Source organism: Pseudoalteromonas gelatinilytica (assembly GCF_001641615.1).
In the GTDB taxonomy this organism is placed as follows: Bacteria; Pseudomonadota; Gammaproteobacteria; order Enterobacterales; family Alteromonadaceae; genus Pseudoalteromonas; species Pseudoalteromonas gelatinilytica.
The window spans coordinates 72,119-95,319 of the sequence record NZ_LRRU01000016.1; the positions used below are offsets into that span (position 1 = coordinate 72,119).

Annotated in this window: 27 protein-coding genes; 6 read left to right on the forward strand and 21 right to left on the reverse strand. The window is 42.3% G+C overall.

All coding sequences use genetic code 11. The features are described from left to right. The first annotated feature begins 1 nt into the window (after position 1). Positions 2-271, forward strand: a complete 270-nt coding sequence (locus NH153_RS07325; protein ID WP_063702430.1) for a hypothetical protein — start codon at positions 2-4, stop codon at positions 269-271. 15 nt (positions 272-286) lie between these two features. Here NH153_RS07325 and dinF read toward each other — a convergent pair whose 3' ends face one another. Continuing rightward, complete coding sequence (gene dinF / locus NH153_RS07330) at positions 287-1,621, reverse strand: MATE family efflux transporter DinF (protein ID WP_082874012.1); 1,335 nt, start codon at positions 1,619-1,621, stop codon at positions 287-289. Between dinF and NH153_RS07335 the strand changes: the two genes are divergently transcribed. Continuing rightward, entirely contained in the window at positions 1,598-2,629 is a 1,032-nt protein-coding gene (locus NH153_RS07335; RefSeq protein WP_063702432.1) for a polysaccharide deacetylase family protein, read from the forward strand. The genes dinF and NH153_RS07335 overlap by 24 nt on opposite strands. Here NH153_RS07335 and NH153_RS07340 read toward each other — a convergent pair. From NH153_RS07340 to NH153_RS07400, 13 genes are all read right to left on the reverse strand, one after another. Continuing rightward, complete coding sequence (locus NH153_RS07340; protein ID WP_063702434.1) at positions 2,616-3,650, reverse strand: protein-glutamate methylesterase/protein-glutamine glutaminase; 1,035 nt, start codon at positions 3,648-3,650, stop codon at positions 2,616-2,618. The two genes, NH153_RS07335 and NH153_RS07340, sit on opposite strands and share 14 nt — an antisense overlap. An 8-nt stretch (positions 3,651-3,658) precedes the next feature. Beyond that, a complete protein-coding gene (cheD, locus tag NH153_RS07345; RefSeq protein ID WP_063702436.1) occupies positions 3,659-4,276 on the reverse strand; it encodes a chemoreceptor glutamine deamidase CheD in 618 nt (205 codons plus the stop codon). Beyond that, on the reverse strand, positions 4,273-5,091 hold the full coding sequence (locus tag NH153_RS07350; protein ID WP_063702438.1) for a CheR family methyltransferase: 819 nt from the start codon (positions 5,089-5,091) through the stop codon (positions 4,273-4,275). The genes cheD and NH153_RS07350 overlap by 4 nt, the downstream gene beginning before the upstream one ends. Before the next feature lie 64 nt (positions 5,092-5,155). Beyond that, positions 5,156-7,483: a methyl-accepting chemotaxis protein gene (locus NH153_RS07355; protein ID WP_063702440.1), complete on the reverse strand. Its 2,328-nt coding sequence runs from the start codon at positions 7,481-7,483 to the stop codon at positions 5,156-5,158. Between the two features lie 29 nt (positions 7,484-7,512). Continuing rightward, on the reverse strand, positions 7,513-7,998 hold the full coding sequence (locus NH153_RS07360) for a chemotaxis protein CheW (RefSeq protein WP_063702442.1): 486 nt from the start codon (positions 7,996-7,998) through the stop codon (positions 7,513-7,515). Next, the gene (locus NH153_RS07365) at positions 7,995-10,076 is read right to left on the reverse strand and encodes a chemotaxis protein CheA (protein WP_063702444.1); all 2,082 of its coding nucleotides are present in this window, start codon (positions 10,074-10,076) and stop codon (positions 7,995-7,997) included. The genes NH153_RS07360 and NH153_RS07365 overlap by 4 nt, the downstream gene beginning before the upstream one ends. Before the next feature lie 15 nt (positions 10,077-10,091). Then, positions 10,092-10,454: a response regulator gene (locus NH153_RS07370; protein ID WP_063702446.1), complete on the reverse strand. Its 363-nt coding sequence runs from the start codon at positions 10,452-10,454 to the stop codon at positions 10,092-10,094. 9 nt (positions 10,455-10,463) lie between these two features. Beyond that, positions 10,464-10,736 carry an STAS domain-containing protein gene (locus tag NH153_RS07375; protein WP_063702448.1) on the reverse strand — a complete coding sequence of 91 codons (273 nt, stop codon included), beginning with the start codon at positions 10,734-10,736 and terminating at the stop codon, positions 10,464-10,466. Between the two features lie 169 nt (positions 10,737-10,905). Further along, positions 10,906-11,523: an SCO family protein gene (locus tag NH153_RS07380; protein WP_063702450.1), complete on the reverse strand. Its 618-nt coding sequence runs from the start codon at positions 11,521-11,523 to the stop codon at positions 10,906-10,908. Further along, on the reverse strand, positions 11,520-12,428 hold the full coding sequence (gene cyoE, locus NH153_RS07385; protein WP_063702452.1) for a heme o synthase: 909 nt from the start codon (positions 12,426-12,428) through the stop codon (positions 11,520-11,522). The genes NH153_RS07380 and cyoE overlap by 4 nt, the downstream gene beginning before the upstream one ends. Before the next feature lie 9 nt (positions 12,429-12,437). Continuing rightward, on the reverse strand, positions 12,438-13,427 hold the full coding sequence (locus NH153_RS07390; RefSeq protein WP_063702454.1) for a COX15/CtaA family protein: 990 nt from the start codon (positions 13,425-13,427) through the stop codon (positions 12,438-12,440). 20 nt (positions 13,428-13,447) lie between these two features. Further along, positions 13,448-13,942 carry a redox-active disulfide-containing membrane protein gene (locus NH153_RS07395; RefSeq protein WP_063702456.1) on the reverse strand — a complete coding sequence of 165 codons (495 nt, stop codon included), beginning with the start codon at positions 13,940-13,942 and terminating at the stop codon, positions 13,448-13,450. Then, positions 13,923-14,672 carry an SURF1 family protein gene (locus tag NH153_RS07400; protein WP_063702458.1) on the reverse strand — a complete coding sequence of 250 codons (750 nt, stop codon included), beginning with the start codon at positions 14,670-14,672 and terminating at the stop codon, positions 13,923-13,925. The genes NH153_RS07395 and NH153_RS07400 overlap by 20 nt, the downstream gene beginning before the upstream one ends. 14 nt (positions 14,673-14,686) lie before the next feature. Between NH153_RS07400 and NH153_RS22025 the strand changes: the two genes are divergently transcribed. Then, complete coding sequence (locus tag NH153_RS22025) at positions 14,687-14,998, forward strand: DUF2909 domain-containing protein (protein ID WP_082874013.1); 312 nt, start codon at positions 14,687-14,689, stop codon at positions 14,996-14,998. On the opposite strand, the gene NH153_RS07405 is transcribed toward NH153_RS22025, so the two are convergent. The 5 genes from NH153_RS07405 to lexA all read right to left on the reverse strand — a co-directional run bounded on the left by NH153_RS07405 (position 14,898) and on the right by lexA (position 20,137). After that, positions 14,898-15,773: a cytochrome c oxidase subunit 3 gene (locus tag NH153_RS07405; protein WP_063702460.1), complete on the reverse strand. Its 876-nt coding sequence runs from the start codon at positions 15,771-15,773 to the stop codon at positions 14,898-14,900. The two genes, NH153_RS22025 and NH153_RS07405, sit on opposite strands and share 101 nt — an antisense overlap. A 37-nt stretch (positions 15,774-15,810) precedes the next feature. Then, positions 15,811-16,341, reverse strand: a complete 531-nt coding sequence (locus NH153_RS07410) for a cytochrome c oxidase assembly protein (protein WP_063702462.1) — start codon at positions 16,339-16,341, stop codon at positions 15,811-15,813. After that, a complete protein-coding gene (gene ctaD / locus NH153_RS07415) occupies positions 16,341-17,936 on the reverse strand; it encodes a cytochrome c oxidase subunit I (protein ID WP_063702465.1) in 1,596 nt (531 codons plus the stop codon). The genes NH153_RS07410 and ctaD overlap by 1 nt, the downstream gene beginning before the upstream one ends. Continuing rightward, the gene (gene coxB, locus NH153_RS07420) at positions 17,936-19,078 is read right to left on the reverse strand and encodes a cytochrome c oxidase subunit II (protein WP_063702467.1); all 1,143 of its coding nucleotides are present in this window, start codon (positions 19,076-19,078) and stop codon (positions 17,936-17,938) included. The genes ctaD and coxB overlap by 1 nt, the downstream gene beginning before the upstream one ends. 441 nt (positions 19,079-19,519) lie before the next feature. Then, positions 19,520-20,137, reverse strand: coding sequence for a transcriptional repressor LexA (lexA, locus tag NH153_RS07425; protein WP_063702469.1), 618 nt, complete (start codon positions 20,135-20,137; stop codon positions 19,520-19,522). Positions 20,138-20,297: 160 nt separating this feature from the next. Between lexA and NH153_RS07430 the strand changes: the two genes are divergently transcribed. Then, a complete protein-coding gene (locus NH153_RS07430) occupies positions 20,298-20,735 on the forward strand; it encodes a PaaI family thioesterase (RefSeq protein WP_063702471.1) in 438 nt (145 codons plus the stop codon). Between the two features lie 7 nt (positions 20,736-20,742). Here NH153_RS07430 and NH153_RS07435 read toward each other — a convergent pair whose 3' ends face one another. Then, positions 20,743-21,123: a hypothetical protein gene (locus NH153_RS07435; RefSeq protein WP_054554459.1), complete on the reverse strand. Its 381-nt coding sequence runs from the start codon at positions 21,121-21,123 to the stop codon at positions 20,743-20,745. A gap of 158 nt (positions 21,124-21,281) precedes the next feature. Between NH153_RS07435 and NH153_RS07440 the strand changes: the two genes are divergently transcribed. Further along, on the forward strand, positions 21,282-22,007 hold the full coding sequence (locus tag NH153_RS07440) for a hypothetical protein (RefSeq protein ID WP_063702474.1): 726 nt from the start codon (positions 21,282-21,284) through the stop codon (positions 22,005-22,007). On the opposite strand, the gene NH153_RS07445 is transcribed toward NH153_RS07440, so the two are convergent. Next, on the reverse strand, positions 21,982-22,335 hold the full coding sequence (locus NH153_RS07445; RefSeq protein WP_063702476.1) for a VOC family protein: 354 nt from the start codon (positions 22,333-22,335) through the stop codon (positions 21,982-21,984). The genes NH153_RS07440 and NH153_RS07445 overlap by 26 nt on opposite strands. Before the next feature lie 110 nt (positions 22,336-22,445). Here NH153_RS07445 and NH153_RS07450 point away from each other — a divergent pair, with 110 nt between their 5' ends. Continuing rightward, positions 22,446-23,105, forward strand: coding sequence for an endonuclease (locus NH153_RS07450; RefSeq protein WP_156503619.1), 660 nt, complete (start codon positions 22,446-22,448; stop codon positions 23,103-23,105). The last annotated feature ends 96 nt before the right edge of the window (positions 23,106-23,201 follow it).

The following is a 23,201-nucleotide window of genomic DNA, read 5'->3' on the forward strand; positions in this document are numbered from 1 at the left end:
CATGCTTAAAAAGTGGGTATTTCGCTTAGGTAGCGACCCCAAATTAAGCTTAAAACGCTTTCTTCGCGGCCTAGCACTGTTTGTGCTGGCCGTGATTTTTATTGCCATAGGTTACTATGGGCCTGCACTATTTCAGTTAATTGGCCTGATTATTTTAGCTCTCGCTTTATTCTTGGCAGGTTGGGGCTATTTAGGTATTTTTGCCAACCGTTTTGCACAGGTTTTAGAGCGCTCATCCCCAAAAGATCACGACCCCGATCTTTGGAAATAAATCTTCAGCGATAATTTACTCTAATAATTGCTGGTTGTTGACGATTCTACGGTAGCGAAACCACAGCGTTAATCCACGCATCAGCATAAAGCTCGTCATCGCAAACCATAAACCATGATTTTGCCAACTACTCACTAGCCAAAACAGCCCAAAAAAGCCCACCACAGCACTAAATAGCATGGTGTTACGCATGTCTTTAGCACGGGTTAAACCGACAAATACGCCATCAAATAAGAAACAACCCATCGCCGCAATAGGCAATATAATCACCCAAGGCAAGTAAACCGTTGCAAGGCTAATAACTTCGGGCACATCGGTCAGTAAGCGAATAATTGCCTCGCCAAATAATAAAAATATAAGGCTATAAAACAGCGCAAATAACCCACCCCAAAACAGGCTTAATTTCACCCATAACTGTATGTGTTGGCTACTGTGTTCACCTTTGGCCTTTCCAACCTTTGCCTCACTCGCATAAGCAATACCATCAAGTGCAAAGCTCACCAACATTAAAAAGTTTAGCAATACCGCATTAGCCGCTAAGGTTGTTTCACCGATACGCGCGCCATAAAAAGTCATAAAGCTAAAACACAGTTGGAGTGCCAGTGAGCGAATAAAAATGTCGCGATTTAAGCTCACTAAATCAAGCAACTTAGCAACACTCAACCAGGCTTTCACGGCAAGGTTAACACCTTGTTTTTTCGCAAGTTGAGTAACGAGCATAAGTGCAAAACCGAGGGCGATATAATCAGCAATTAAAGACGCCCACGCAGCTCCAGCCACACCCCAATCAAGAAACACCACAAAATAAATATCGAGTACAATATTGGTTATATTGGTGATAAGTAATAAATAAAACGGCCCTCGACCATAATGCACCCCCAACATCCAACCAAGTAAAACCAAATTACATAAAGCAGCAGGTGCACTAAAAATACGAATCGAAAAATAGCTATTTGCTTGTTCTAAAACAGCTTCATTGGCATTTGATAAATATGCCATTAAGGATTGAATAGGTATACTCAGCGCAATTAAGAGCAGCGCAACCGCTGTCGCTAGTAACAAGCTGCGCTTTAATAGCTCGGCAAGTAAGGTGTGATCGTGTTTACCATAAGCCTGTGCAACCAAGCCTGTGGTACTCATGCGCAAAAAGCCCGCTAGCCAAAATAATAACGAGATAACTGCTGAACCGAGCGCTATACCAGCCAAATAGTGAGCGCTTCCTAAGTGGCCGATTACAGCAGTATCAACTAAACCTAACATTGGCACGGTAATATTTGATAAAATCATCGGACCGGCTAATAACAGTAAACTTTTATGGTGTGCCTTATGACGTTTAAGAAAATGTTTCATGTAGTATTTGCAGTCCTGTTAGGTTTATCTTTGCGTGCCCATGGCGCAGTCATTCTACAGTATCATCACGTCAGTGAAACCCTTCCAGCGGTAACCAGCGTCAGCAGCGAAACATTCACTGAGCACATGCAATATTTACACGATCACAAGTTTACGGTTATTCCATTAAACGAGCTTATTGCCTCACTACAAGCAGGCCAACCGCTAACAGATAAAACGGTCGCAATTACCTTCGACGATGGCTACAAAAACAATTATGAAGAAGCAGCGCCTATCTTAGAAAAGTTTGGCTACCCGTATACTATTTTCGTAAATCCTGAGCTTATTGATGAAGGCAAAAGCTATGTGATGACGTGGCAGCAATTAAAAGAGCTAGCAAATAAAGGGGCGTTAATTAGCAACCACACGCAAATTCATAATTACTTGCATCGCAAACAGCCGGGCGAGAGTGAAGAAGCATGGCTTGCTCGTACTAAGGAAGACATTTTATCTGCCCAGCAGCGCATTAAAGAAGAAATTGGCCATGATTACAAATACCTTGCTTACCCTTATGGCGAATTTAATAATGCATTGCAGCAGTTAGTTAAATCACTTGGATATGTTGGCATCGGACAGCATTCAGGTGCTGTAGGTATCCACTCTGACTTTACTCGATTACCACGCTTTCCGGCATCAGGGTTTTACTCAAAGCTTGATACGCTTGCTACTAAACTCGACTCTCAAGCCTTCACTATCAAACAGCTTACCTACTCAGACAGCGTGACAGACGAAAACCCACCTAGTTTAACGATGCAATTTGATATGCAGGACTTCCATAAAAGTCAGTTTGCTTGTTATGTCTCAGGCATTGGTCAAGCTGATTTAACCTGGCTTAGTAAAGATACGGTGAAGATCACCTCACCTGAAAAACTGAAAAAAGGCCGCTCTCGCTTTAACTGCACGGCCCCTTCTATTGCGATGAAAGGCAGTTATTACTGGTTCTCACAACCTTGGGTTATTGTACCTTAACCGCTTGTTTTAGCATTTGTGCTGTCACTTTATCAAGGCGAACCACTTCATTAGCCGCATTGAGTTCTACTGCGGCTTTTGGCATTCCCCACACCACCGACGATAATTCATCTTGCGCGATGGTGTAAGCTCCTGCTTGATTTAATGCCAATAAGCCTTGTGCGCCATCACTGCCCATACCGGTCAATAACGCCGCTACTGTCGCTTTAGGGCAAGCAACAACGAGGGAGTTAAATAGCACATCGACTGCTGGGCGATGGCGATTAACCAACTCACTCGAATCAAGCTGGCAAAACAGGCCTCCGGCTTTTTTCACCACACTTAAATGCTGATCCCCCGGTGCAATATACGCCCATCCCGGTTGCAGCTTATCGCCATGTTCAGCTTCTTTAACGTTTATTTTGCACGTTCTATCCATGCGCATCGCAAACGAGGTACTAAAAACCGGCGGAATATGCTGAGTAATCACAATCGGTGGGCAATTTTCTGGCATGCGCACGAGTACTTCTTTAATTGCCTCGGTGCCACCCGTCGAAGCCCCAATGGCTAGTACGCTATTGGCCTTAAATTGCAATGTAGCTAAGGCGCTGTCGTCTTCAACTTTTAATTCTTTAAAGGCGCGTATTCTGGCACCTGCGGCAGTGCGAACTTTTTGATGAAGTAAATGCGCATAGCGTTGCAGGTTTTCTGTGACATTGATGGTTGGCTTAGCAATAAAATCAACAGCACCAATTTCAAGGGCTTCCAATGTGATGGGTGAGCCTTTTTGAGTCAGTGTTGAAATCATTACCACTGGCATAGGTCGCAGGCGCATCAAGTTTTTTAAAAAGCTTAATCCATCCATTTTTGGCATTTCGATATCCAGTGTTAAGACATCGGGATTAAGGCGCTTAATTAAATCTCGGGCTTGATAAGGGTCTTCTGCCGCACCAACGACTTGAATGTCTTGCGCTTGCTCGAGAACTTCCTTGAGTAAACCACGGATCAAAGCAGAATCATCAACTATGAGTACTTTGATCATATGCTCTCCTAAAATAATTCAATATCCGTTTCTGCATCTTGCTGCTCAATATCGTGTAAGTATTTAATTTCACGTTTTTCGAGTTTATCAGAGTGCAATTCACGCATTTTTTTGACCTGAGCCTTGCCTGTTTGCGGATCAAACATCACCTTACGTGGCCAAGGTCCGCCAACATCATGGGATACTAAATCTAAACCCTCTTCAAGTACATAGGCATTTGCAAAACGAATGTTGCCAACACCAATATCTGTCATTGAACGGATAATCTTCCCTCCGCCAAACAGTTTCACTTTGAGATTGCGTCTAGAAGCACCATTTTTTAGGATTTCATTGATCAAGTATTCCATTGCCCAGTTACCATAACGGCAATTAAGGCTATGTGCGTTGCTAGGATCAACGCCTTTTTCTGCTGGCAGCATAAAGTGATTCATACCACCAATGCCTAAACCTTCATCGTAAATGCACGCAGCAATACATGAACCTAGCACCGTTGTAATTAGTTCATCAGACTTGGAAACATAAAACTCACCCGGCAATACTTTGGCAACCACTTTGTGGCGCTTGCCATCCCAAAACCGCTTAACGTGATCAAAACCGGGAAGTACAGGTTTAAAATGACTACTCATAGACCACCTTTTTGATAGATAGTTTGGCCTAAATTCTTAAACTCTTTGTGATCCTTACCGAGGGTTTCTGAATGCCCTAAAAATAAGTGACCAGACTCGGTCAGTATGTCGTAATAACGTTTAAACAAAGTATCTTTTGTCGGTTTATCAAAATAGATCACTACATTGCGGCAAAAAATAACATCAAATGGCCCTTGCATTGGCCAGTTCTGTAATAAGTTTAGACGTTTAAAGAAAATATTCTTTTGCAGCTCAGGTTTTACTTTATACAACTGACCATCGTGACTTTTTAAAAACCAGCGTTTCAGATGACTTTGGTCTAAACCATTCACATTGGCAGCGGTATAGGTGCCGCCTTGTGCTTTAGCAAGTACATTTGAATCTAAGTCGGTCGCTAAAATTTTCACATCCCAATCAGATGGAAATAAACCGCTTAAGGTCATGGCAATGGTATAAGGCTCTTCGCCCGTTGAGCAACCGGCAGACCACACCCGCACGCGCTTTTGCTTGGCATTACTAACCAATAGCTTTGGCACTATGGTATTTTTTAGATAACTAAAATGATGTGGCTCGCGAAAAAAAGAAGTCAAGTTAGTGGTGATAGCATTGATAAACTCACTAAACTCTTGCTCTTTGTGCTCTTCAAGAAAGTCTAAATATTCTTTAAAGTTCTTCAGTTTATGGTGGCGTATTCGCCTTGCTAAACGCGAGTAAACCATCTCGCGTTTATGCTCAGCTAAAACAATGCCGCAAGCATCGTATACTTGTGAGGAAATAGCTTTAAAGTCACTATCCGTTAGTAGAAACTCTTTCATGTGCCTGACCCTGCAGCTTTAGCATTAGATGCAATTAACTAGTTAGAATTAAATTGGGAAGAGTTTAAAACTCTTCCCACTCATCACTAGGGTCAACAAAGTTATTGCCTTTTGGTGCTGAGCGCACTGGTGAGCTCGGCTTTTTAGCTGCTGGCGCCGAACTTGCGCGGCTAGTAATATCCATCTCGTTATTTGACAACGAGAAGAAGTTTAACAAGCGACGCATATCATTAGCTTGCTCAGCCATTGATTCGCCTGCAGCAGAGGCTTCTTCAACCAAAGCAGCATTTTGCTGGGTCATTTCATCCATTTGAGCAATGGCTTTATTAACCTGCTCAATACCAGAGCTTTGCTCTTCAGAAGCTTGGGCAATATCAGAAATCATTGCTGTTACTTTTTGTACAGCAGTGACAATCTCTTGTAATGTTGAACCTGATTCATTAACTAGTAATGTACCATCTTCAACTTTGCCAACACTGTCTCGGATCAATTCTTTGATTTCTTTTGCTGCGGCTGCTGAACGTTGCGCTAAGTTACGAACCTCACCTGCAACAACTGCGAATCCACGACCTTGCTCACCAGCTCGTGCAGCTTCGACTGCCGCATTCAGCGCAAGTAGATTTGTTTGGAAGGCAATTTCATCAATAACACTGATGATGTCTGCAATCTTCTTACTTGATTCATTAATTGCCGACATACTGGTTACAGCGCGATTTACAACTTCACCACCTTTTTGTGCTTTAGTACGTGTTTCTTCAGCTAGTTCATTCACTTCTTTTGCGTTATCAGCATTTTGACGAACCGTACTGGTCATCTCTTCCATGCTTGATGCTGTTTCTTCAAGTGATGAAGCCTGCTCTTCAGTACGTTGACTTAAATCAGCATTACCTTGTGAGATTTCTTCTGCACCACTGGCCACCAACGTTGCTGAGGTATTAATACGATTAATCACTTCAGTAAGCTTATCAGCCGTGGCATTTGCATCACGTTTTAGCTTATCGAATGAACCTTGATAGTCTTGCTCAATACGTTTTGATAAGTCACCGTTCGCCATAGCATCAAGCATATTGCCTGTGTCTTTTACTGCATCATCAACGATGCTGACAAGGCTATTTAAGCCCTGCGCTAGACGTAAGAAGAAACCTTGTTTACCCGCTTCTTCAACACGGGCTTCTAAGTCACCACTCCCCGCAGCAGCAACAAGGCCAGCAATTTCTTTTTCAATCGCCACTTCAGCCGTTCTGTCTTCCCATTCAACGACCGTACCAATACGTTCGTTCTCAGGGGTAAAAATAGGGTTTGCGACCAAACCAAAAGTACGACCGCCAACTTGAATTTCAGTGCTGTAAGTACTGCTTAGCTTAGCAAGCATATTGCGTTGATGAGCTGGATTCTTGTGGAATACATCGATATTTTGACCCACTAGATTATTACTGTTGAAGTTAGGTAAATCTTTGCGTAGATCACTTTCAGCAATCTTCATCATATTCAGAACCGCTTCGTTCATGTAAATGATGTTGTTCTCAGCGTCAGCAATCATGGTATTGGTTGCCACACGGTCTAACGCGCGTCGAACACGAAGATTTTCTTCTGCTTCACGTTTTTCCGCTTCAGCTTTATTTACGCTATCAGTAATATCTTGCCACTCAACAATAGTACCTAATCGCTTACCAGATGCGCTCACCCAAGGTGTCGCAATCAAGCTAAAAATAAGCCCTGCCAAACGCAATGTGGTTTTGTATGGTTCAGATAATGTTTTTAGTAATTCACGTTGATGCGATGGCTGTTTATGAAAATCATCAACGCACGTGCCCACTAAATTTGCCACAGAAAAGCTAGGTAGCACTTTTTGTAGCGTTGATTCACGAGCTTGCAGCATTTGCTTTACTTGCTCATTAACGAAAATAATTTTTAAATCGTTATCGGCAATCATCACATTTGCTTGGCATACGCGCAGCGCATTTGATAAATCAGCATCACGTTTTGACTGACGTTCAAGTTCTTTTTGAGGTGTGATGTCTGTAGCAAATTTGATAACTTTAGTGACATTACCATTGCTATCAATAATTGGGTTATAGGTGCCTTGGATCCAAACTTGTTTGCCATTTTTACCGACACGCTTGAATTCATCAGTGAAGAACTCTCCGCTGCGTAATCGCTGCCAAAACTGTTGATATTCTGGGCTTTGCGACTCTTTTTCAGCAACAAACATAGAGTGGTGTTGCCCTTGAATTTCTTCGAGTCGGTAACCCATGGTGTTTAAGAAATTAGCATTGGCAGTAATGATCTGCCCCGACGGTTGAAACTCAATCATCGCTTGTGACTTTTTAAGCGCCGCAATAACTAAATCATTTTCCGACTCAACATTTTTAGGACTGCTAAACCATCCCATACCCTTCACCTTCTTGTTAATCTACCCAGTTAAATGTCCATTGTTTTTTGTAGGTCAAGTAATGCGACCATTTTCTCACCCACATTGACTAAACCCGCAACAAATTGCGCGTTGTCTGAGTCAGACAAATGTGGCACCGCCTTCGCTTCATGCTCAGCAATGCTATAGACATCCGAGACGGCATCAACTGCGATGCCCATAATTTTACATGCGTTTTCAAGTTTTACTTTTAGTACGATGACAACGGTTAACGGTCCGTATTCGATGGCTGAAATACCAAAACGAAGTCTTAAATCAATAATCGGCACTATGGTGCCGCGCAGATTGATAACCCCTTTGACGAAATCCGGTGAGTTAGGGATCACCGTAATTTCTTCCCAACTGCGAATTTCTTGCACCGTTAAAATATCAACACCGTACTCTTCTTCAGCCATGAAGAAGGTTAAAAACTGTTTTACATCTTGATCTTGTTCAAGATTGAGCTTGTGATGCAGGTCGTCGTGCTGTGCAATCATGACGCCTCCAAATTTGCTTTTGATTCAATAATCAATTCCTGGCTCCCAGGCTTTCTAAGTCCAGATAATTTGATCAAACCGCTAATATCTACAATCAATGAGACACGACCATCACCTAAAATTGTCGCCCCTGAGACACCATCAACTTTTTGATAATTGGCCTCTAAGCTTTTGATTACTACTTGCTGTTGCGACAATAAGTCATCAACTAATAAACCTACTTTTTGATTGTCACTTTCAACGACAACCAACAAGGTTTTATCAAGCGTTTCAATCGCCCCTTTATGATTGAAAATATTGTAAAGCCTTAAGATAGGGATATATTCATCACGTAAGCGCAGCACATCTAAGTCTTTGCCCACTCGACTCACTTTACTAATATCGATTTGCAATGACTCAATTATCGAAATCAGCGGAATGATATAAGTGTGCTCAGCAATCCGGACTAATTGCCCATCTAAGATAGCCAGCGTTAGCGGGAGACGAATGGTAAATGTCGAACCCACGCCTGGTGCAGAAGCCACTTCAACAGAGCCGCTTAGTGCTTCGATATTGCGCCTTACAACATCCATACCAACGCCACGACCCGATAAGTCGCTTACTTGATCGGCTGTAGAAAATCCTGGTAAGAAAATAAGCTCATTGATTTCGTTATCAGACAAATCATCGGTTTCTGAAATTAGGCCGTTTTTAATCGCCTTTTCACGGATCTTAGTGGTATTCAGGCCCTGACCGTCATCCATAATCTCGATAACAATATTGCCGCCTTGATGGAACGCATTCAAAGTCACAGTACCAACCGGGTTTTTACCCGCTGCAACGCGTTTATCAACGGTTTCTAAGCCATGGTCTAGGGAATTTCTCACTAGATGCACCATAGGATCAGACAGTTTCTCCATCACGGTTTTATCTAATTCGGTTTGTTCACCAAGTAACTTTAGCTCGACTTGTTTATCAAGCTTTTGTGAGATATCGCGTACTAAGCGTGGAAAGCGACTAAACACAAAGCTGATTGGCAACATACGGATACGCATGACATTTTCTTGTAAGTCACGGGTATTATGTGCCAGTTGTGCTAAGCCTTCTTGTAACGAGGCGATAGTTGCTTCAGTGATCTCTTGCTCACCCAATTGACTTAACATCGCTTGGGTGATCACTAATTCACCTACCATGTTGATCAATGAATCAACTTTGTCGATACCAACCCTAATTGAAGTTGATTCGGCATTTGCCGTGGCAGCTTTAACTGGCGCTGGCTTTTTAGGATCTATCGCAGCTTTAACTACAGCAGGCTCAGCCTCTTGCGCTGGCGCAGCCTCTTCAGCAACAGTTTCAACAGCTACATCCTCTTCATCACCAAACAAACCACCGCATAGGGTGATAGTGATATCAGCGTCATCTTCAACCCATTCGAAAATTTCTTCGATGCAGCTTTGTTCTTTATCAGTGGTTAAGAAAAAGCGCCACGACAGAAAACAATCTTCAGGGGCAAGGTTCGTAATATCTGGCACATCATCTTGAAAGGCTTGTGTTTCAAGTTCTCCCAATTCTGCTAATTCACTGATCATGTACAGTGGTTCATTACCGGTTTTAAATAAATGGTGGTGTGGTTTGAAATCGATTTGGTAGGTATTAAAACTGCTTTCGCGAACAGTTTCTGGTGCTTGCTCTGGTGCTTTACTTGCAGCACGCATACCGAGAATTTCTTCGAACTTAACGCGCAGTTCATCCGCTTCTGTTAGGTCAGGTTGCTGCTCAGCTTGTAAAGCTCTAAGCAGCGCACGTAAACAGTCGACTGATTTTAGGAGTAAATTAACATGCTCAGCAGTAAGATCGCGGGAGCCTTCACGGATTTGATCTAACAGCGTTTCGAGAACATGAGTAAAATCTGCAACAGAACTAAAACCAAAAGTACCGCTACCCCCTTTAATTGAATGCGCGGCGCGAAAAATTGTATTTATGGTCTCTAAGTCTTCTTCGCCAGGCACTAAGTTTAATAACTCAGCCTCCATAGCATCGAGTCCTTCGAAGCTTTCTTCAAAGAATACTTCAAAAAATTGGCTTAGATCTATACTCATGCCCCGCTCCTATTATTAGCGAATCACTTTTTTCAATACCGCTAACAATTGCTCAGGATTAAATGGCTTAACAATCCAGCCCGTAGCCCCAGCAGCTTTACCTTCAGACTTTTTATCTAATCCTGATTCTGTGGTCAGCATTAGTAAAGGTGTGAACTTATAATTAGGTAAGCTACGTAATTCACGAATAAGGGTAATGCCATCCATTACCGGCATATTCACATCAGAAATAACAGCATCAAAGCTTTGTTGTTTTGCAATATTTAATGCTTCACTGCCGTCTTTCGCTTCTGTCACATCAAAACCTGCTTTTTTAAGCGTAAAACCAACCATTTGGCGCATAGATGCAGAATCATCTACTGCTAAAATTCTTTTCATAAAAACCTCTTAATTGGCATTCTCAAGCACAAGATAATGGCTCAAGCCCAAACTATTAATTGCCTGTTGCAACGGCTTGCTTTCGCCAACCCAAATAATTTTGTGTTGCACCGAAAGCAAATGCTTCTGTAATGCACATAAAAGCTGAATTGATGCTGTGTCAGCACGGGTCACTTCACTGATATCCAGACAGATATCATCATTTGCTGACAACTCTTGGAGCAAATCTTGATGGAGTGTTTCGACCTGAGTAATAGCTAATTCAGTAGGGAGCTTTAACATTACTTATACTTTCCCTGCTTTAAACAATTCATAACAAAAGCTTAGACTGACTAAATAAAAATGCCATAATTTGAATCAAAAAATAGTAAAATTTTTTAGTAGCTTAGCCATTTATATCAAAAAAGGAAGCATTTCTTTTATTGAAAATGAGTCCTCTTACCAAGAAAAATTACTTAGTGTAATAATCTGCTATTTTTTTGAACTCTTCAGTCAAAGTTGTGGCATTGATTAATGGCACACTGCCTTGTTTAAATTCAGGCTTAAAAATCGCACGAACCGCACCTTCGCCATCAACCATAACCACAGATGCACTGTGATCAACGGCATATTCCTGCTCATCACTGTCGTTAATCGCATAAATTAAGCCAAGCTCTCTAACAAATGGAAAAAGCTGTTTATGTGGACCTGATACCGCAAGAAACGCTGGGTTAAAGTAATCAATGTAAGCTTTTCGCTTTTCGGTTGTATCACGCTTTGGATCTACTGCAACAAACCACACTTGCACTTTATAGTCTTGGCTCAGCTGCTTTTGCACCGCAGTTAGCTTAGCCAACGTCATCGGGCAAATATCTGGACAACTGGTGTAGCCTAAAAAGACTAAATTCCAATGCCCCATAAATTGGCTGTTATCAGCAGGCTCACCATGTTGATCGGTTAACAAAAACGGGCTAATCGGCTTTGCTTGCTCATAAACCAGCGCCTCAACTTCAGGAGCGGTATTACTTTTGCCACATCCTGCTGCAAACAACACCGCACTAAAACATAAAAAAGCGACGATTCGCGTCATAAAACTAACCATTTATCAATAAATAAGGCGATAAAGAGTAGCATTAAATGCACGATTGAAAAACGAAATAAATCCATTGCAGTATCATCTTTTGGGGCAATTTTTAGTTTTAACGCTTTATATATAAATATCGCATTTAAAACACTCGCACCAAGCAAGTAAATCAGCCCTGACATGCCAATTAAATAAGGCAGCACACACACTAGGGCAAGTAAAATGCTATAGCCAACGACGCACGTTTTACAAAACTCAATACCATGAGTAACAGGCAACATTGGAATTTTGGCACGCTCGTAATCACTTTTACGCGCTATCGCTAAAGCCCAAAAATGCGGCGGGGTCCAAGTAAATATAATCATCACTAATAACCAGGGCGCGGCAGCCATGTGGCCTGTTTCAGACACCCACCCTAACAGCGGCGGCATCGCACCCGCTAAGCCCCCAATCACAATATTTTGTGGAGTAGCACGCTTTAAAAACGACGTGTATATAAAGGCATAGCCGACGAGTGCAAATAAAGTCAGAATTGCCGTGAGTGTATTAGCCCACACCATAAGCATAATGAAACCTAGCACGCCAATAACAGCTGCAAAGCTCAATGCATGCTGTTTACTGAGCCGACCTTTAGCCACAGGACGGTGTCGAGTACGTGCCATTTTGCTGTCGATTTCACTATCTACTACATGATTGATCACGGCAGCAGCGGCCGATAACAAACCAATACCCAACAAACTTGCAAGCTGCACAAACACGCCTCGTCCAACATCAGGCGCCAAAGCTAATCCAACCCATGCCGTTAGCACGAGCATCGCCACCACTTTAAATTTACTGATCGCTAAATAATCTTTCAGTAATTCTGAACTTTGGCTCAAAAAAGACTTTTCTGTACTTAATAATAGTGCCATCACAGCCTCCTAGGTTCTTACTTTTAAGTGGAAGCATAGTCGTACCATGCTAAGCAGTAATAGTGCTGCCATTAAATTATGTGCAAGCGCAACACCTAACGGGAAATGCCAATGCACAACGGCAAGGCCTAAACAAATTTGGCATAGCAAAGCGACTAAGACCGTTACCGTGCAGTGCTTAATTTTTCGTGAGTAACATCGTGAATAAATGCGCCACATGATTAACGCTAATACTACACAGGTAACCAGTGCCCAAATACGGTGTAGAAGATGAATAGACATACGCGCTTGCTGCGATAACACACCATATTCATAGGTACTATGCTCAAGCGGTAATTGAAACACGCTCTTTAAAGAAAACGGTTGCCCGTAGCTACACAGCGGTAAACCATTACAGTGTGGAGCGGCATAATTTGCAGCAAGCCAACCACCCAAGGCGATTTGCAGCACAAGTACCACCAACCCCACCAGAGCTAAACGATAATAGGGCTTTGCACCACTATCACGACTTGCAATAGGCTCTGTAGTGAGGCGTAAATACAGCAGAAACACCAAAGATAAAATACTAAAGCCGCCAAGCAAGTGCCCCATAACAACCAAGGGCTGAAGGTTCATGGTTACTGTCCACATACCTAGAGCAGCCTGAAACACAACCAACAATAAAAGTGCTAAAGGCAGTTTAACCGGTGTTGCTGGGTATTGGCGTTTTAACCAGGCAAAAACAAACAAAGCTAAAATAAGTAAACCGAGGGCACCGGCAAAATAGCGATGGATCATTTCTTTCCACGCTTTTGCGGCTTCAAACATCATATCAGGGTAGTTTTGTTCAACATGTAATAAAGCACTTTCATGTTTTGGTACAGTCAAAAAACCGTAGCAACCTGGCCAATCAGGACAACCAAGCCCTGCATCACTGAGACGAGTGTAAGCACCAAGCCCCACAACCAGAATTGAGAAGAAACACGTAATTAAGACAAGGTATTTATAATTTTTATACATCTTTATCCCCTTACTGAGGTTTAGCTCGAACGCGCATAGTTAAGTAATTTTTTTAAATCTTTCAGTAAGCCTTTTTGAATGAGTCTGTTTTGTTCGGGCTCAGCAGTGTAAGGGTAATGCAGCACCACCAATCCCATGTGATCAACCAAGTATAAGTCTCCCGCTTTCAGTTCAGGATTTGCCGCTAAAAGACGCCAACTTGCTGATACTTGCTGTTGATTTGTCAGTACAGCAACATCCACTTTTTGCTGATTTTTACCTAACGCGACATACAAGTTATCGAGACTCGCTAGCTGGCTTTCACACACAGCTCGGCACTCTTTGGGGTAGTTGAGCGCTATAGTCCATTGTTTGGGCTCACCGTGTTGCCAATCTGCTAATTTCACTTCTTCACTTAAAAGCTCACCGTAATTACTTGAACCACTCGGTAACCAGTCGAGTTTTAGTGCTGCATATGCCAGTGCCAGCGGCACAAAACAACAAAGTGCAAATAAACTAAGTGGGTTTATTTTCATAACCTCTCCTTCTCATCGCAAAATAAGCAATTACGACACACGCTAAACCAATTAACAGCCATTGCACGGCATAGGCGTAGTGTTTATCAGGCCCCATCACGACACTTTTATAATGCGGGGTTGCGATACCATCTGCTTCATTACGATAACCAATAAAACCTTGTACTGGCTCTGCCAACTGAGCACTAAAAATCGCTAAATCAATACCTTGAATACGCTTTGGCCAGCCTTGTTCTGCACCAATTTGATCTGCTAGCGTAAAGCCTTTTAAGTTGCCTTGCTTTAATTGCACAGTAGCAGCAAACGTGGCTGTGCTTGGCCATGCAACTACAGGTAACTGGTTTCGATCTTGAGGGGCTTTAAGCCAGCCAAAATTAACGATTAATGGTGCTTTTTCACCTGCAATTGTTACCGCTGCCAGTAAGTCATAGCCCACTTGCCCTTGATAAATTTGATTATCTAGCAACCAGTAATGCTGTTTATTTACTTCCCCAGAAACCTTTACTTGCAAGCCCGTTTTATTCAAATCTGCTGGCAAGCTTTGCAGTGCTTGCCAGTTCATAACTCCTTGCTCTTTAGAAACGGCTAACTGACTTAATTGCTGCTGCTTTTGTTCGCCTCGCTGGTATTGCCAAACACTGAGTCGTAAACAAATAAGCACTGCAAGTACCACAACGCAAATTGCGATAATTGAGCTAAGCTTTTGTTTACGCCACAAAATCAACTGCATTTGGAAGACCTAACATGATTAAAATCATCATTGTGTTGTTATTGTTATATATCGTGTTCAACCTATTCAGAGCCTTGTTTGTGATGATTTCATCAAAAGAGCACTCAAAGCCCATGTCTCATTATTTAGGTCGTCGAGTGCTGTTTTCGGGTGTTGTACTGATCATCATCATTGCAGCCTTAAAACTGGGTTTAATTCAAACCAATCCGTCACCCATTCACAAAGCTACAGCACGTACACAAATACAAATAAACACAGCCACACCACATCTACAAAGTGCCAATACCAAGCAGCTGCCTGAAAAGCAAAGTGCTTATCACTCGTGAAGTGGCCTTTAAAAATTCGCAGTAATACAACTAACAGTATGATGGTACCCAAGGTCACGTGCATTCCGTGGAAACCGGTTAACAAGAAGAAGGTATTACCATAAACCCCCGCATCTAAGGTCAAACCTAGATCTTGATAGGCATGCATATATTCATAGGCTTGCAGGCCTAAGAAAATGGCTCCCAGAACGACCGTCATCGATAAAAATACCTTTAGAGCGCCGCGCTTATTGTTTTCCATAGCAACATGGGCAAAATGAATTGTGACCGATGAGGTAAGTAGAATCAGCGTATTGATCAGGGGTAGACCTTGCCAGCCCATAGCCTGTGTGGTCTCGCCCGCTGGCGTAGTTAATAGCGGCCATACGGCTTCAAAGGTTGGCCAGAGCACTTCGTTGGTCATGGCATTATTGCCAGCGCCACCAAGCCAAGGCACTGAAATCATACGGGCATAAAAGAGAGCGCCAAAAAACGCCATGAAAAACATCACTTCAGAAAAAATAAACCAGCTCATACCCTGTCTAAATGAACGGTCCATTTGTGCTGAGTAAAGCCCTTGGTGAGACTCTTCAATAACATTTTTAAACCAGCTAAATAGCATATAAAACAAGATAGCTAGGCCCAGATATAAAACATACTGCGCACCACTGGCCTCACTGCTTGCTTGCATCACAGTTAAACCGGCACCAACAGCAATTAAAAACATTGCGATGGCGCCAACTATTGGCCAAGGGCTTTGTGCTGGAACATAATATTTTTCGTAATTTTGATTCATTTTGTTTGCTCCCAATTAGCAATTAGCTTGGCGGCTTTTAATCGTTTTTAGCCACAATCTGCCCGCTAATATCAAACATGGTGTACGACAATGTCAGTTCCTCAACATCGTCGGGTAATTCAGTATCAACATAAAACAGCAAGGTAAATTCAACTTCTTCACCTGCCTTTAAAGGTTGTTGATCAAAACAAAAACAGGCAATTTTATGTAAGTACTTGGCCGCTTTTCCCGGTGATACTGATGGAATTGCTTGCATGACTTTGTCTTCATTACTGGTGTTTTTTGCTGAGAACTTAACTTCTCGCATTGCGCCTGGTTGCACCGATACGCTGTACTGCTCAGACTGCACCTTAAATGGAGCGCCACTTTGAGCATGCGTCGTAAAACTGACATCAACTTGGCGTTGTGTATTTATTGTTTCACTTGCGCTCGCTTGCTCAAGAGATGGCTTACCGTTTAATCCTGTAACATCACAAAACACGTCATAAAGCGGCACCAGAGCGAAAGCAAATGCGAACATGAGTAAGCATGTGATCAGCAATTTCTTTAGCAAAGGTGCATGGTTCATTACTTGATCTCCGGCGGTGTTTCAAAGGTATGATAAGGCGCAGGAGAATCAACCTCCCATTCCAGACCTTCGGCACCTTCCCATACTTTGGCAGGTGCTTTTTCGCCCCCTCTGGCGCACTTGAATACCACCAGCACAAACAACAGTTGCGATAGCCCAAATGCAAAGCCACCAATACTGATAATGGCGTTAAAATCAGCAAACTGCAGAGCATAGTCAGGGATACGACGTGGCATACCCGCAAGGCCAACAAAATGCATAGGGAAGAACAATACGTTGACACTAATTAGCGATAGCCAGAAATGCCATTTCGCTAGTGTTTCGTTGTACATGTTGCCTGTCCATTTTGGTAGCCAGTAATAAGCTCCCGCCATAATTGAGAACACGGCGCCTGTTACTAACACATAATGGAAATGTGCCACCACAAAGTAGGTATCGTGATACTGGAAGTCAGCCGGAGTAATCGCGAGCATCAAGCCAGAGAAACCACCCAAAGTGAACAACACGATAAAGGCGATGGCAAACATCATCGGAATTTCAAAACTAATTGAGCCGCGCCACATAGTAGCCACCCAATTAAACACCTTAACCCCTGTGGGTACCGAAATGAGCATAGTTGCGTACATGAAGAACAGCTCACCGGCTACAGGCATCCCGGTAGTAAACATATGGTGTGCCCACACAATAAAACTCAAAAGAGCAATCGATGAGGTTGCATACACCATAGAAGCGTAGCCAAATAACTTTTTGCGTGAAAAGGTTGGCACAATAGTCGAAATAATACCAAAGGCCGGCAAAATCATGATGTACACTTCAGGGTGACCGAAGAACCAGAAGATATGCTGGAACATCACGGGGTCGCCCCCTCCTGCGGCATCAAAAAAGCTCGTTGCAAAGTATTTATCGGTCAACACCATTGTGACCGCCCCTGCTAAAACAGGCATTACAGCAATTAACAAAAATGCGGTGATTAACCAAGTCCAGACAAACAGTGGCAGTTTCATCCACGTCATACCGGGCGCTCTTAGATTGACGATAGTCACGATAACGTTAATCGCCCCCATAATTGAGCTGATACCCATGATATGTACGGCAAATACAAATAGTGCAGTGTTATCGTTACTGTAAGTGGTGGAAAGTGGTGCGTAGAATGTCCAGCCAAATGCAGGACCGCCCCCCGGCATGAGTAAAGAAGCTAGCAGGATTAAAAATGCGAAAGGTAATATCCAAAAGCTCCAGTTGTTCATGCGCGGCAGCGCCATATCAGGTGCACCAATCATCATAGGCACCATCCAGTTAGCAAGCCCAGTAAATGCGGGCATAACAGCACCAAACACCATGATCAAACCATGTACCGTGGTCATTTGGTTAAAAAAGTGCGGATCGACTAACTGTAATCCTGGCTGAAATAATTCAGCGCGGATCACCATAGCCATCGCTCCACCAATCAAGAACATGGTAAGAGAAAAGATCAGGTATAAACTCCCAATGTCTTTATGATTGGTGGTGTAAAGCCAACGCTTAAACCCTTTCGCAGGATGATGATGGTCGTGATGCGCATGCCCTGTTGCTTGCTCATTAATAACGTTACTCATTATTTCGCCTCCGCTGCTGCATCAATCGCGGCTTGAATTTGACTCGGTTGGATCACATCGCCTGTATCATTACCCCATGCATTTCGCTTATAGGTAATAACCGCAGCAAGTTGCTTAATTGAAAGCTGCTTATCAAACGCTTGCATCGCCGTACCAGGGCGGCCATGTAACACAACATCAATGTGGTCTTTCACATCACCTAACACGATTGGGCTGCCTTTCAACGCAGGAAACACGCCTGGCAACCCCATACCTGTTGGCTGATGACAAGCGGCACAACTAGCCATGTAGACTTGCTCACCCAAGGTCATGAGCTCTTCTTTTGGTAATGTTTGATCGAGTAAAGCTGCATCAGCGGCTGCTGCATTGGCTTTTTCTTGTTTGGCATCAGCAAGCCAATTAGCAAACTCATCTTCAGGAAGGGCTTTCACTACAACGGGCATAAAGCCATGATCTTTACCGCATAACTCTGCGCATTGACCACGATACACACCCGGCTCGTTAATACGAGTCCACGCTTCATTAATAAACCCTGGGTTTGCGTCCTTTTTAACCGCAAAGTCAGGCACCCACCACGAATGAATCACATCGTCAGAGGTCATTAAAAAGCGAACTTTTTTATTGATAGGCAGTACCAAGGGTTTATCAACTTCAAGCAAATAATGCTCAGTTTTTTCTGCTTGGTTGTCTATTTGATCTTTCGGTGTAGCTAGAATTGAGTAGTAGGCAATATCTTCACCCATGTACTCGTAATGCCATTTCCATTGCGAGCCAGTCACTTTAATTGTGATATCGGCTTTAGAGGCATCTTCCATAGCAATGAGGGTTTTTGTTGCAGGCACAGCCATCGCGATTAGTATAACAAACGGAATGGCAGTCCAAAGTATTTCAACTTTTGTACTTTCATGAAATTGGGCTGGCTTAGCCCCTTTAGATTTACGGTGGTGTATTAAAGCCCAAAACATCACCGCAAAAACGATGATGCCAATCACACAACAGATAATAAATATCGTCATGTGTAACTCATAAACATTATTACTTATATCAGTCACCCCTTTACGCATATTGAATTGGCTGTTTGCCAATGCAAATTGCACAGGTGCGAGTAATATAAGCCACAAGGCGTAACGCAGTTTACCCATGTGACGGCTCCTTTAAATGCTATTGCAAGACGCAAAGCGAAAAGGCGTTACAGCAAGGTGCCCATTCGTATTTTTATTGTTTAGAGCGAATTCGTATCATCACGACGCAATGAAATGATACAAGCCCGTTGTATAACTCCCTGACACGTTTAGGTGTGTCAATTTCGTAAATAGGTGTTAATACAATGTACTAACCAATTAGTTAAAAAATGAGCAATAAGCAAGTTTTAGTGATAATAAATGTTTATTTTGGTGCAAAAATAACAACTATAATCAGCGCGTTATTTAATGTTTAGGCGTACAAACAAAATACAAAAAGAGAGGGAAACTGCGCCATATAAGGCTTTAAATGATGAGTAAGGATTCACAAATCCTAATTAAGTAGCAAAATTTCGATGGTGCACCAAATTAAGTCAATTTAATGCACCAAGTTGGGAACACTTACATCCAGTCAGCGTTTCGAATAACCCCTACCGCTAATCCTTCGATATTGAACGATTCGTGCTCTAGGTCAACTTCAATAGGTGAAAACTCTTCGTTCTCAGCGTGTAAAAATACTTTTCGGCCAGCTTTTTCTAAACGCTTAACAGTCACGTCTTCATCAACTCGTGCAACAACAACTTGGCCATTTTCAGCAACTTGTGTTCTATGTACTGCAAGTAAATCACCGTCCATGATGCCAATGTCTTTCATACTCATGCCATTTACACGCAGTAAGAAATCAGCGGCAGGCTTAAATAACGACGGATCAACTTGGCAATGGCTTTCAACATGCTCTTGGGCCAAAATAGGTTCGCCCGCTGCAACACGGCCAATTAAAGGTAAACCTAATTGCTCTGGTTCATCTTCTTCGATTAATTGAATACCACGACTCGCCCCAGGCTTCATTTTGATCATGCCTTTTTTTGCCAGTGCTTTTAGGTGCTCTTCAGCGGCATTGGCACTTTTAAAACCCAATGTTTGAGCTATTTCAGCACGCGTTGGTGGCATGCCTGTATCTTTAATAAAGACTTTAATGAGTTCTAAAATTTGCGATTGGCGTTTAGTTAATGGGCGCATACAACTGGTTTTCCATACAGTACATTTAACTGTGAGTATATACAGTTATCTGAAAATCGCAAATTTAATTAACACTGTCATATTGCTACAAAACTTACATTGAACCTCACTCTAAGATGCCATAAGGTATTAGCTTTAATTAGCAGGCTAAGGAAACACAATGAGCATTTGGCACCACCCAATCACGCTAGAGCTATGTAAAGAATTGGAGCAAGGGATCACCGGGCAAGGCACTTTAATGAAAACCATGGGTATTGAAGTGACAGAAATTGGCGATGACTATTTAGTGGCGACGATGCCTGCCATCCCAGAACATCATAACCCTATGGGCATGGTACATGGCGGAGCAAACGTTGTGTTAGCCGAGACAGTGGCAAGCTATGCAGCCAACTTTGTTGTTGATTTCAATAAATTCTACGCTGTTGGCCAAGAGATTAATGCCAACCATATGAAAGCATCACGTAAGGGAGTTTTAACTGCAACGGCTAGACCGCTGCATTTAGGAAAGCGCACCTCTGTTTGGGATATTAAAATTACCAATGCCGCAGGAGAGCTATGCTGCGTATCAAGAATGACCGCAGCGGTAGTAGAGCGCTAAATTCGACCTATTTTTCAACAGGATAAATAGTAATTTCAATCCCTGCGCCAATTGCTGAGATACGTAACAAGGTATCGGCATGCAGGGGTTGATTAAAGCATTTTGGCGAATTACCTGATTCAAAACCTATATCAAATGTTCGTTTTGAGCACGATAACCACTGTTTTAATGCATTGCGCGAGCAAGACTCAATAAGCTCGCAAAGCTGGTTAATCGCTTTATCTGGAGAGCTGATATCTGCGGTTGCTTCAATCCGTGCTAGTTGGCGGTATTCATCTTGGTCATAATGTAAAACCATGGCGTTTTTCTTCAAATCAGCAACAAGCGCACTAATATCGTGCTTTGATTCAAGCTCCAGATCTACATTTAAAAATTGAATTTCCGACATACTCTCGTTTTTACCCTCTATTGATATCGACTGAAACTTTAACTCAGTTTTGTATATATACCAAATCTAGAATACAGTTAATGCGACATTATGCCGCATTGGCAATACAGTTAAACAACTTAAAATAGCACCCATACAACAATAATAACGGGGTAATAATGAATAAACGCATGTTCAAGTATGCTCGTAAAGGGCATAAATGGCTTGGCTACTTGCTCGCTTTACAGATCTTCTTTTGGCTCTTAGGTGGGCTGGTAATGAGCTCATTACCGCTTGAAAAAGTGCATGGTAAACATTTGGCTAATCGCAGTTTAAGTAGCCCATTTATAGTGTCAGACTACCCTGCTTCGATTGATAAAATAACCGCGCAATTTGAGCAAATCGAAGGTATTAAATATAGCCATTTTTTAAACACCCCGATTATAGAAGTCACCACCCCTCGCGGTGTCTTCAATTTTGATGGTAGAACGGGTGATAAAATGCCTACTCCAAATGAAGCTCAAATCATTGAAAATGCACAAGCTCATCTGCTTATTGATGCTAACATGACTCAAGCGCAGCTATTACCAAATGGGCCAAGAGAAGTCGGTCACAAAGCCAATGTTTGGCAAGTAAGCTTTGATGATTGGCTAACAACCACCTTATATCTAGATAGCCAAACCGGTAACGTTATTACTGTGCGCAGCACCCTGTGGCGCATTTTCGACTTTTTCTGGATGCTGCACATTATGGATTATGATGAGCGAGAAAACTTTAACAATCCATTGCTTATCAGCTTCTCAGCCACCAGCGTGCTGTTTTGTATAACTGGGATTATTTTGTTACTGCAAAACATTCGTTTAAAGCGTAAAAAACCAGCTATACGTGCTGGTCAATCAAAATAGGATTGCCGTCTGGGTCGGTGATAATAAAACTCGCGTCACCGGCCTTTTGTATCTCTAACCCCTGTTGCTGAAAACGTGTCGCTAATTGCTCAAAAGTAGCAAACTCAGTCAGCGCCTCAGCGTTTTGATCCCATCCGGGGTTAAATGTCAGCATGGTTTTATCAAACATGCCTTGGAACAAACCAATTAAATGTTCACCGTTTTTCATGATCAACCAATGTTGTTCAATCTCCCCAGCAAACTCTTTAAATCCTAGCTTTTCATAAAACTGCTTTGAAGCATGGATATCTTTTACATTTAAACTCACAGAAAAGGCACCTAATAACATAGTTGTAATTCCTTTAATAAAAACGGCCTAACAACTATAGCTGAGTTGAAATACTTTTCCTTTTTAGAATAGTCACTCTAAAATAACCGTTCCTGTAGTTCACTCATGTGATGGATATGCGTTTAATTTCTTTTGCTGTACTGTGCTTTTTAATCAACTTTTCTGCTTCTGCTGAGCAATTTTCTAGCTTTTCGAGCGCCAAAAAACACCTTATAAAATCGCTGCCTGAAAATAGCAAAAGCTTATATTGTGGCTGCGACATAAAGCGACAAGGTAAAAAGCTGGTACCCGATCCAGATTCATGTGGCTATATTCCACGCAATGCCATCACCCGAGCCGGTAACGAAAATGCCCGAGCAAAAAGAATAGAATGGGAGCATATTGTGCCAGCCTGGGAATTTGGCCATCAATTACAATGCTGGCAAGATGGCGGTCGTAAAAACTGCGTAAAGGTCAGTGAAAAATTTCGTCAAATGGAGGCCGACATAAATAACCTCGCCCCCGCAATTGGCGAGATAAATGCAGACCGTTCAAACTTTCGCTATGGGATGGTGACAACATCAAGCGCAAGTTACGGTGCTTGCCCAGTAAAAATCGATTTTAAACAACGTGTATTTGAGCCGCCAATTTATGCAAGAAAGCAAATAGCCGATACCTATTTCTATATGCAAAAAACCTATGGCTTAAAGATATCTGACAAACAACACAAACTGTTTGAATCATGGCAAAAGCTTGAAATAGCTGAAATAAGCAACCGTAAGTCCCTGTAATTATTTGCACATTTTTTTACATGCAGGGTTAAACAACTGGTTGCTTTAAAAGTAAGTAATTGTTAGTTTTTAAACAATTCATACAAGAAAGGAAGC

What these genes read in the sequence shown, in the direction of transcription:
- NH153_RS07325 (WP_063702430.1), top strand. Translation starts at nt 2, where the DNA reads ATGCTTAAAAAGTGGGTATTTCGCTTAGGTAGCGACCCCAAATTAAGC.
- NH153_RS07335 (WP_063702432.1), top strand. Translation starts at nt 1,598, where the DNA reads ATGACGTTTAAGAAAATGTTTCATGTAGTATTTGCAGTCCTGTTAGGT.
- dinF (WP_082874012.1), bottom strand. Translation starts at nt 1,621, where the DNA reads ATGAAACATTTTCTTAAACGTCATAAGGCACACCATAAAAGTTTACTG.
- NH153_RS07340 (WP_063702434.1), bottom strand. Translation starts at nt 3,650, where the DNA reads ATGATCAAAGTACTCATAGTTGATGATTCTGCTTTGATCCGTGGTTTA.
- cheD (WP_063702436.1), bottom strand. Translation starts at nt 4,276, where the DNA reads ATGAGTAGTCATTTTAAACCTGTACTTCCCGGTTTTGATCACGTTAAG.
- NH153_RS07350 (WP_063702438.1), bottom strand. Translation starts at nt 5,091, where the DNA reads ATGAAAGAGTTTCTACTAACGGATAGTGACTTTAAAGCTATTTCCTCA.
- NH153_RS07355 (WP_063702440.1), bottom strand. Translation starts at nt 7,483, where the DNA reads ATGGGATGGTTTAGCAGTCCTAAAAATGTTGAGTCGGAAAATGATTTA.
- NH153_RS07360 (WP_063702442.1), bottom strand. Translation starts at nt 7,998, where the DNA reads ATGATTGCACAGCACGACGACCTGCATCACAAGCTCAATCTTGAACAA.
- NH153_RS07365 (WP_063702444.1), bottom strand. Translation starts at nt 10,076, where the DNA reads ATGAGTATAGATCTAAGCCAATTTTTTGAAGTATTCTTTGAAGAAAGC.
- NH153_RS07370 (WP_063702446.1), bottom strand. Translation starts at nt 10,454, where the DNA reads ATGAAAAGAATTTTAGCAGTAGATGATTCTGCATCTATGCGCCAAATG.
- NH153_RS07375 (WP_063702448.1), bottom strand. Translation starts at nt 10,736, where the DNA reads ATGTTAAAGCTCCCTACTGAATTAGCTATTACTCAGGTCGAAACACTC.
- NH153_RS07380 (WP_063702450.1), bottom strand. Translation starts at nt 11,523, where the DNA reads ATGACGCGAATCGTCGCTTTTTTATGTTTTAGTGCGGTGTTGTTTGCA.
- cyoE (WP_063702452.1), bottom strand. Translation starts at nt 12,428, where the DNA reads ATGGCACTATTATTAAGTACAGAAAAGTCTTTTTTGAGCCAAAGTTCA.
- NH153_RS07390 (WP_063702454.1), bottom strand. Translation starts at nt 13,427, where the DNA reads ATGTATAAAAATTATAAATACCTTGTCTTAATTACGTGTTTCTTCTCA.
- NH153_RS07395 (WP_063702456.1), bottom strand. Translation starts at nt 13,942, where the DNA reads ATGAAAATAAACCCACTTAGTTTATTTGCACTTTGTTGTTTTGTGCCG.
- NH153_RS07400 (WP_063702458.1), bottom strand. Translation starts at nt 14,672, where the DNA reads ATGCAGTTGATTTTGTGGCGTAAACAAAAGCTTAGCTCAATTATCGCA.
- NH153_RS22025 (WP_082874013.1), top strand. Translation starts at nt 14,687, where the DNA reads ATGATTAAAATCATCATTGTGTTGTTATTGTTATATATCGTGTTCAAC.
- NH153_RS07405 (WP_063702460.1), bottom strand. Translation starts at nt 15,773, where the DNA reads ATGAATCAAAATTACGAAAAATATTATGTTCCAGCACAAAGCCCTTGG.
- NH153_RS07410 (WP_063702462.1), bottom strand. Translation starts at nt 16,341, where the DNA reads ATGAACCATGCACCTTTGCTAAAGAAATTGCTGATCACATGCTTACTC.
- ctaD (WP_063702465.1), bottom strand. Translation starts at nt 17,936, where the DNA reads ATGAGTAACGTTATTAATGAGCAAGCAACAGGGCATGCGCATCACGAC.
- coxB (WP_063702467.1), bottom strand. Translation starts at nt 19,078, where the DNA reads ATGGGTAAACTGCGTTACGCCTTGTGGCTTATATTACTCGCACCTGTG.
- lexA (WP_063702469.1), bottom strand. Translation starts at nt 20,137, where the DNA reads ATGCGCCCATTAACTAAACGCCAATCGCAAATTTTAGAACTCATTAAA.
- NH153_RS07430 (WP_063702471.1), top strand. Translation starts at nt 20,298, where the DNA reads ATGAGCATTTGGCACCACCCAATCACGCTAGAGCTATGTAAAGAATTG.
- NH153_RS07435 (WP_054554459.1), bottom strand. Translation starts at nt 21,123, where the DNA reads ATGTCGGAAATTCAATTTTTAAATGTAGATCTGGAGCTTGAATCAAAG.
- NH153_RS07440 (WP_063702474.1), top strand. Translation starts at nt 21,282, where the DNA reads ATGAATAAACGCATGTTCAAGTATGCTCGTAAAGGGCATAAATGGCTT.
- NH153_RS07445 (WP_063702476.1), bottom strand. Translation starts at nt 22,335, where the DNA reads ATGTTATTAGGTGCCTTTTCTGTGAGTTTAAATGTAAAAGATATCCAT.
- NH153_RS07450 (WP_156503619.1), top strand. Translation starts at nt 22,446, where the DNA reads ATGGATATGCGTTTAATTTCTTTTGCTGTACTGTGCTTTTTAATCAAC.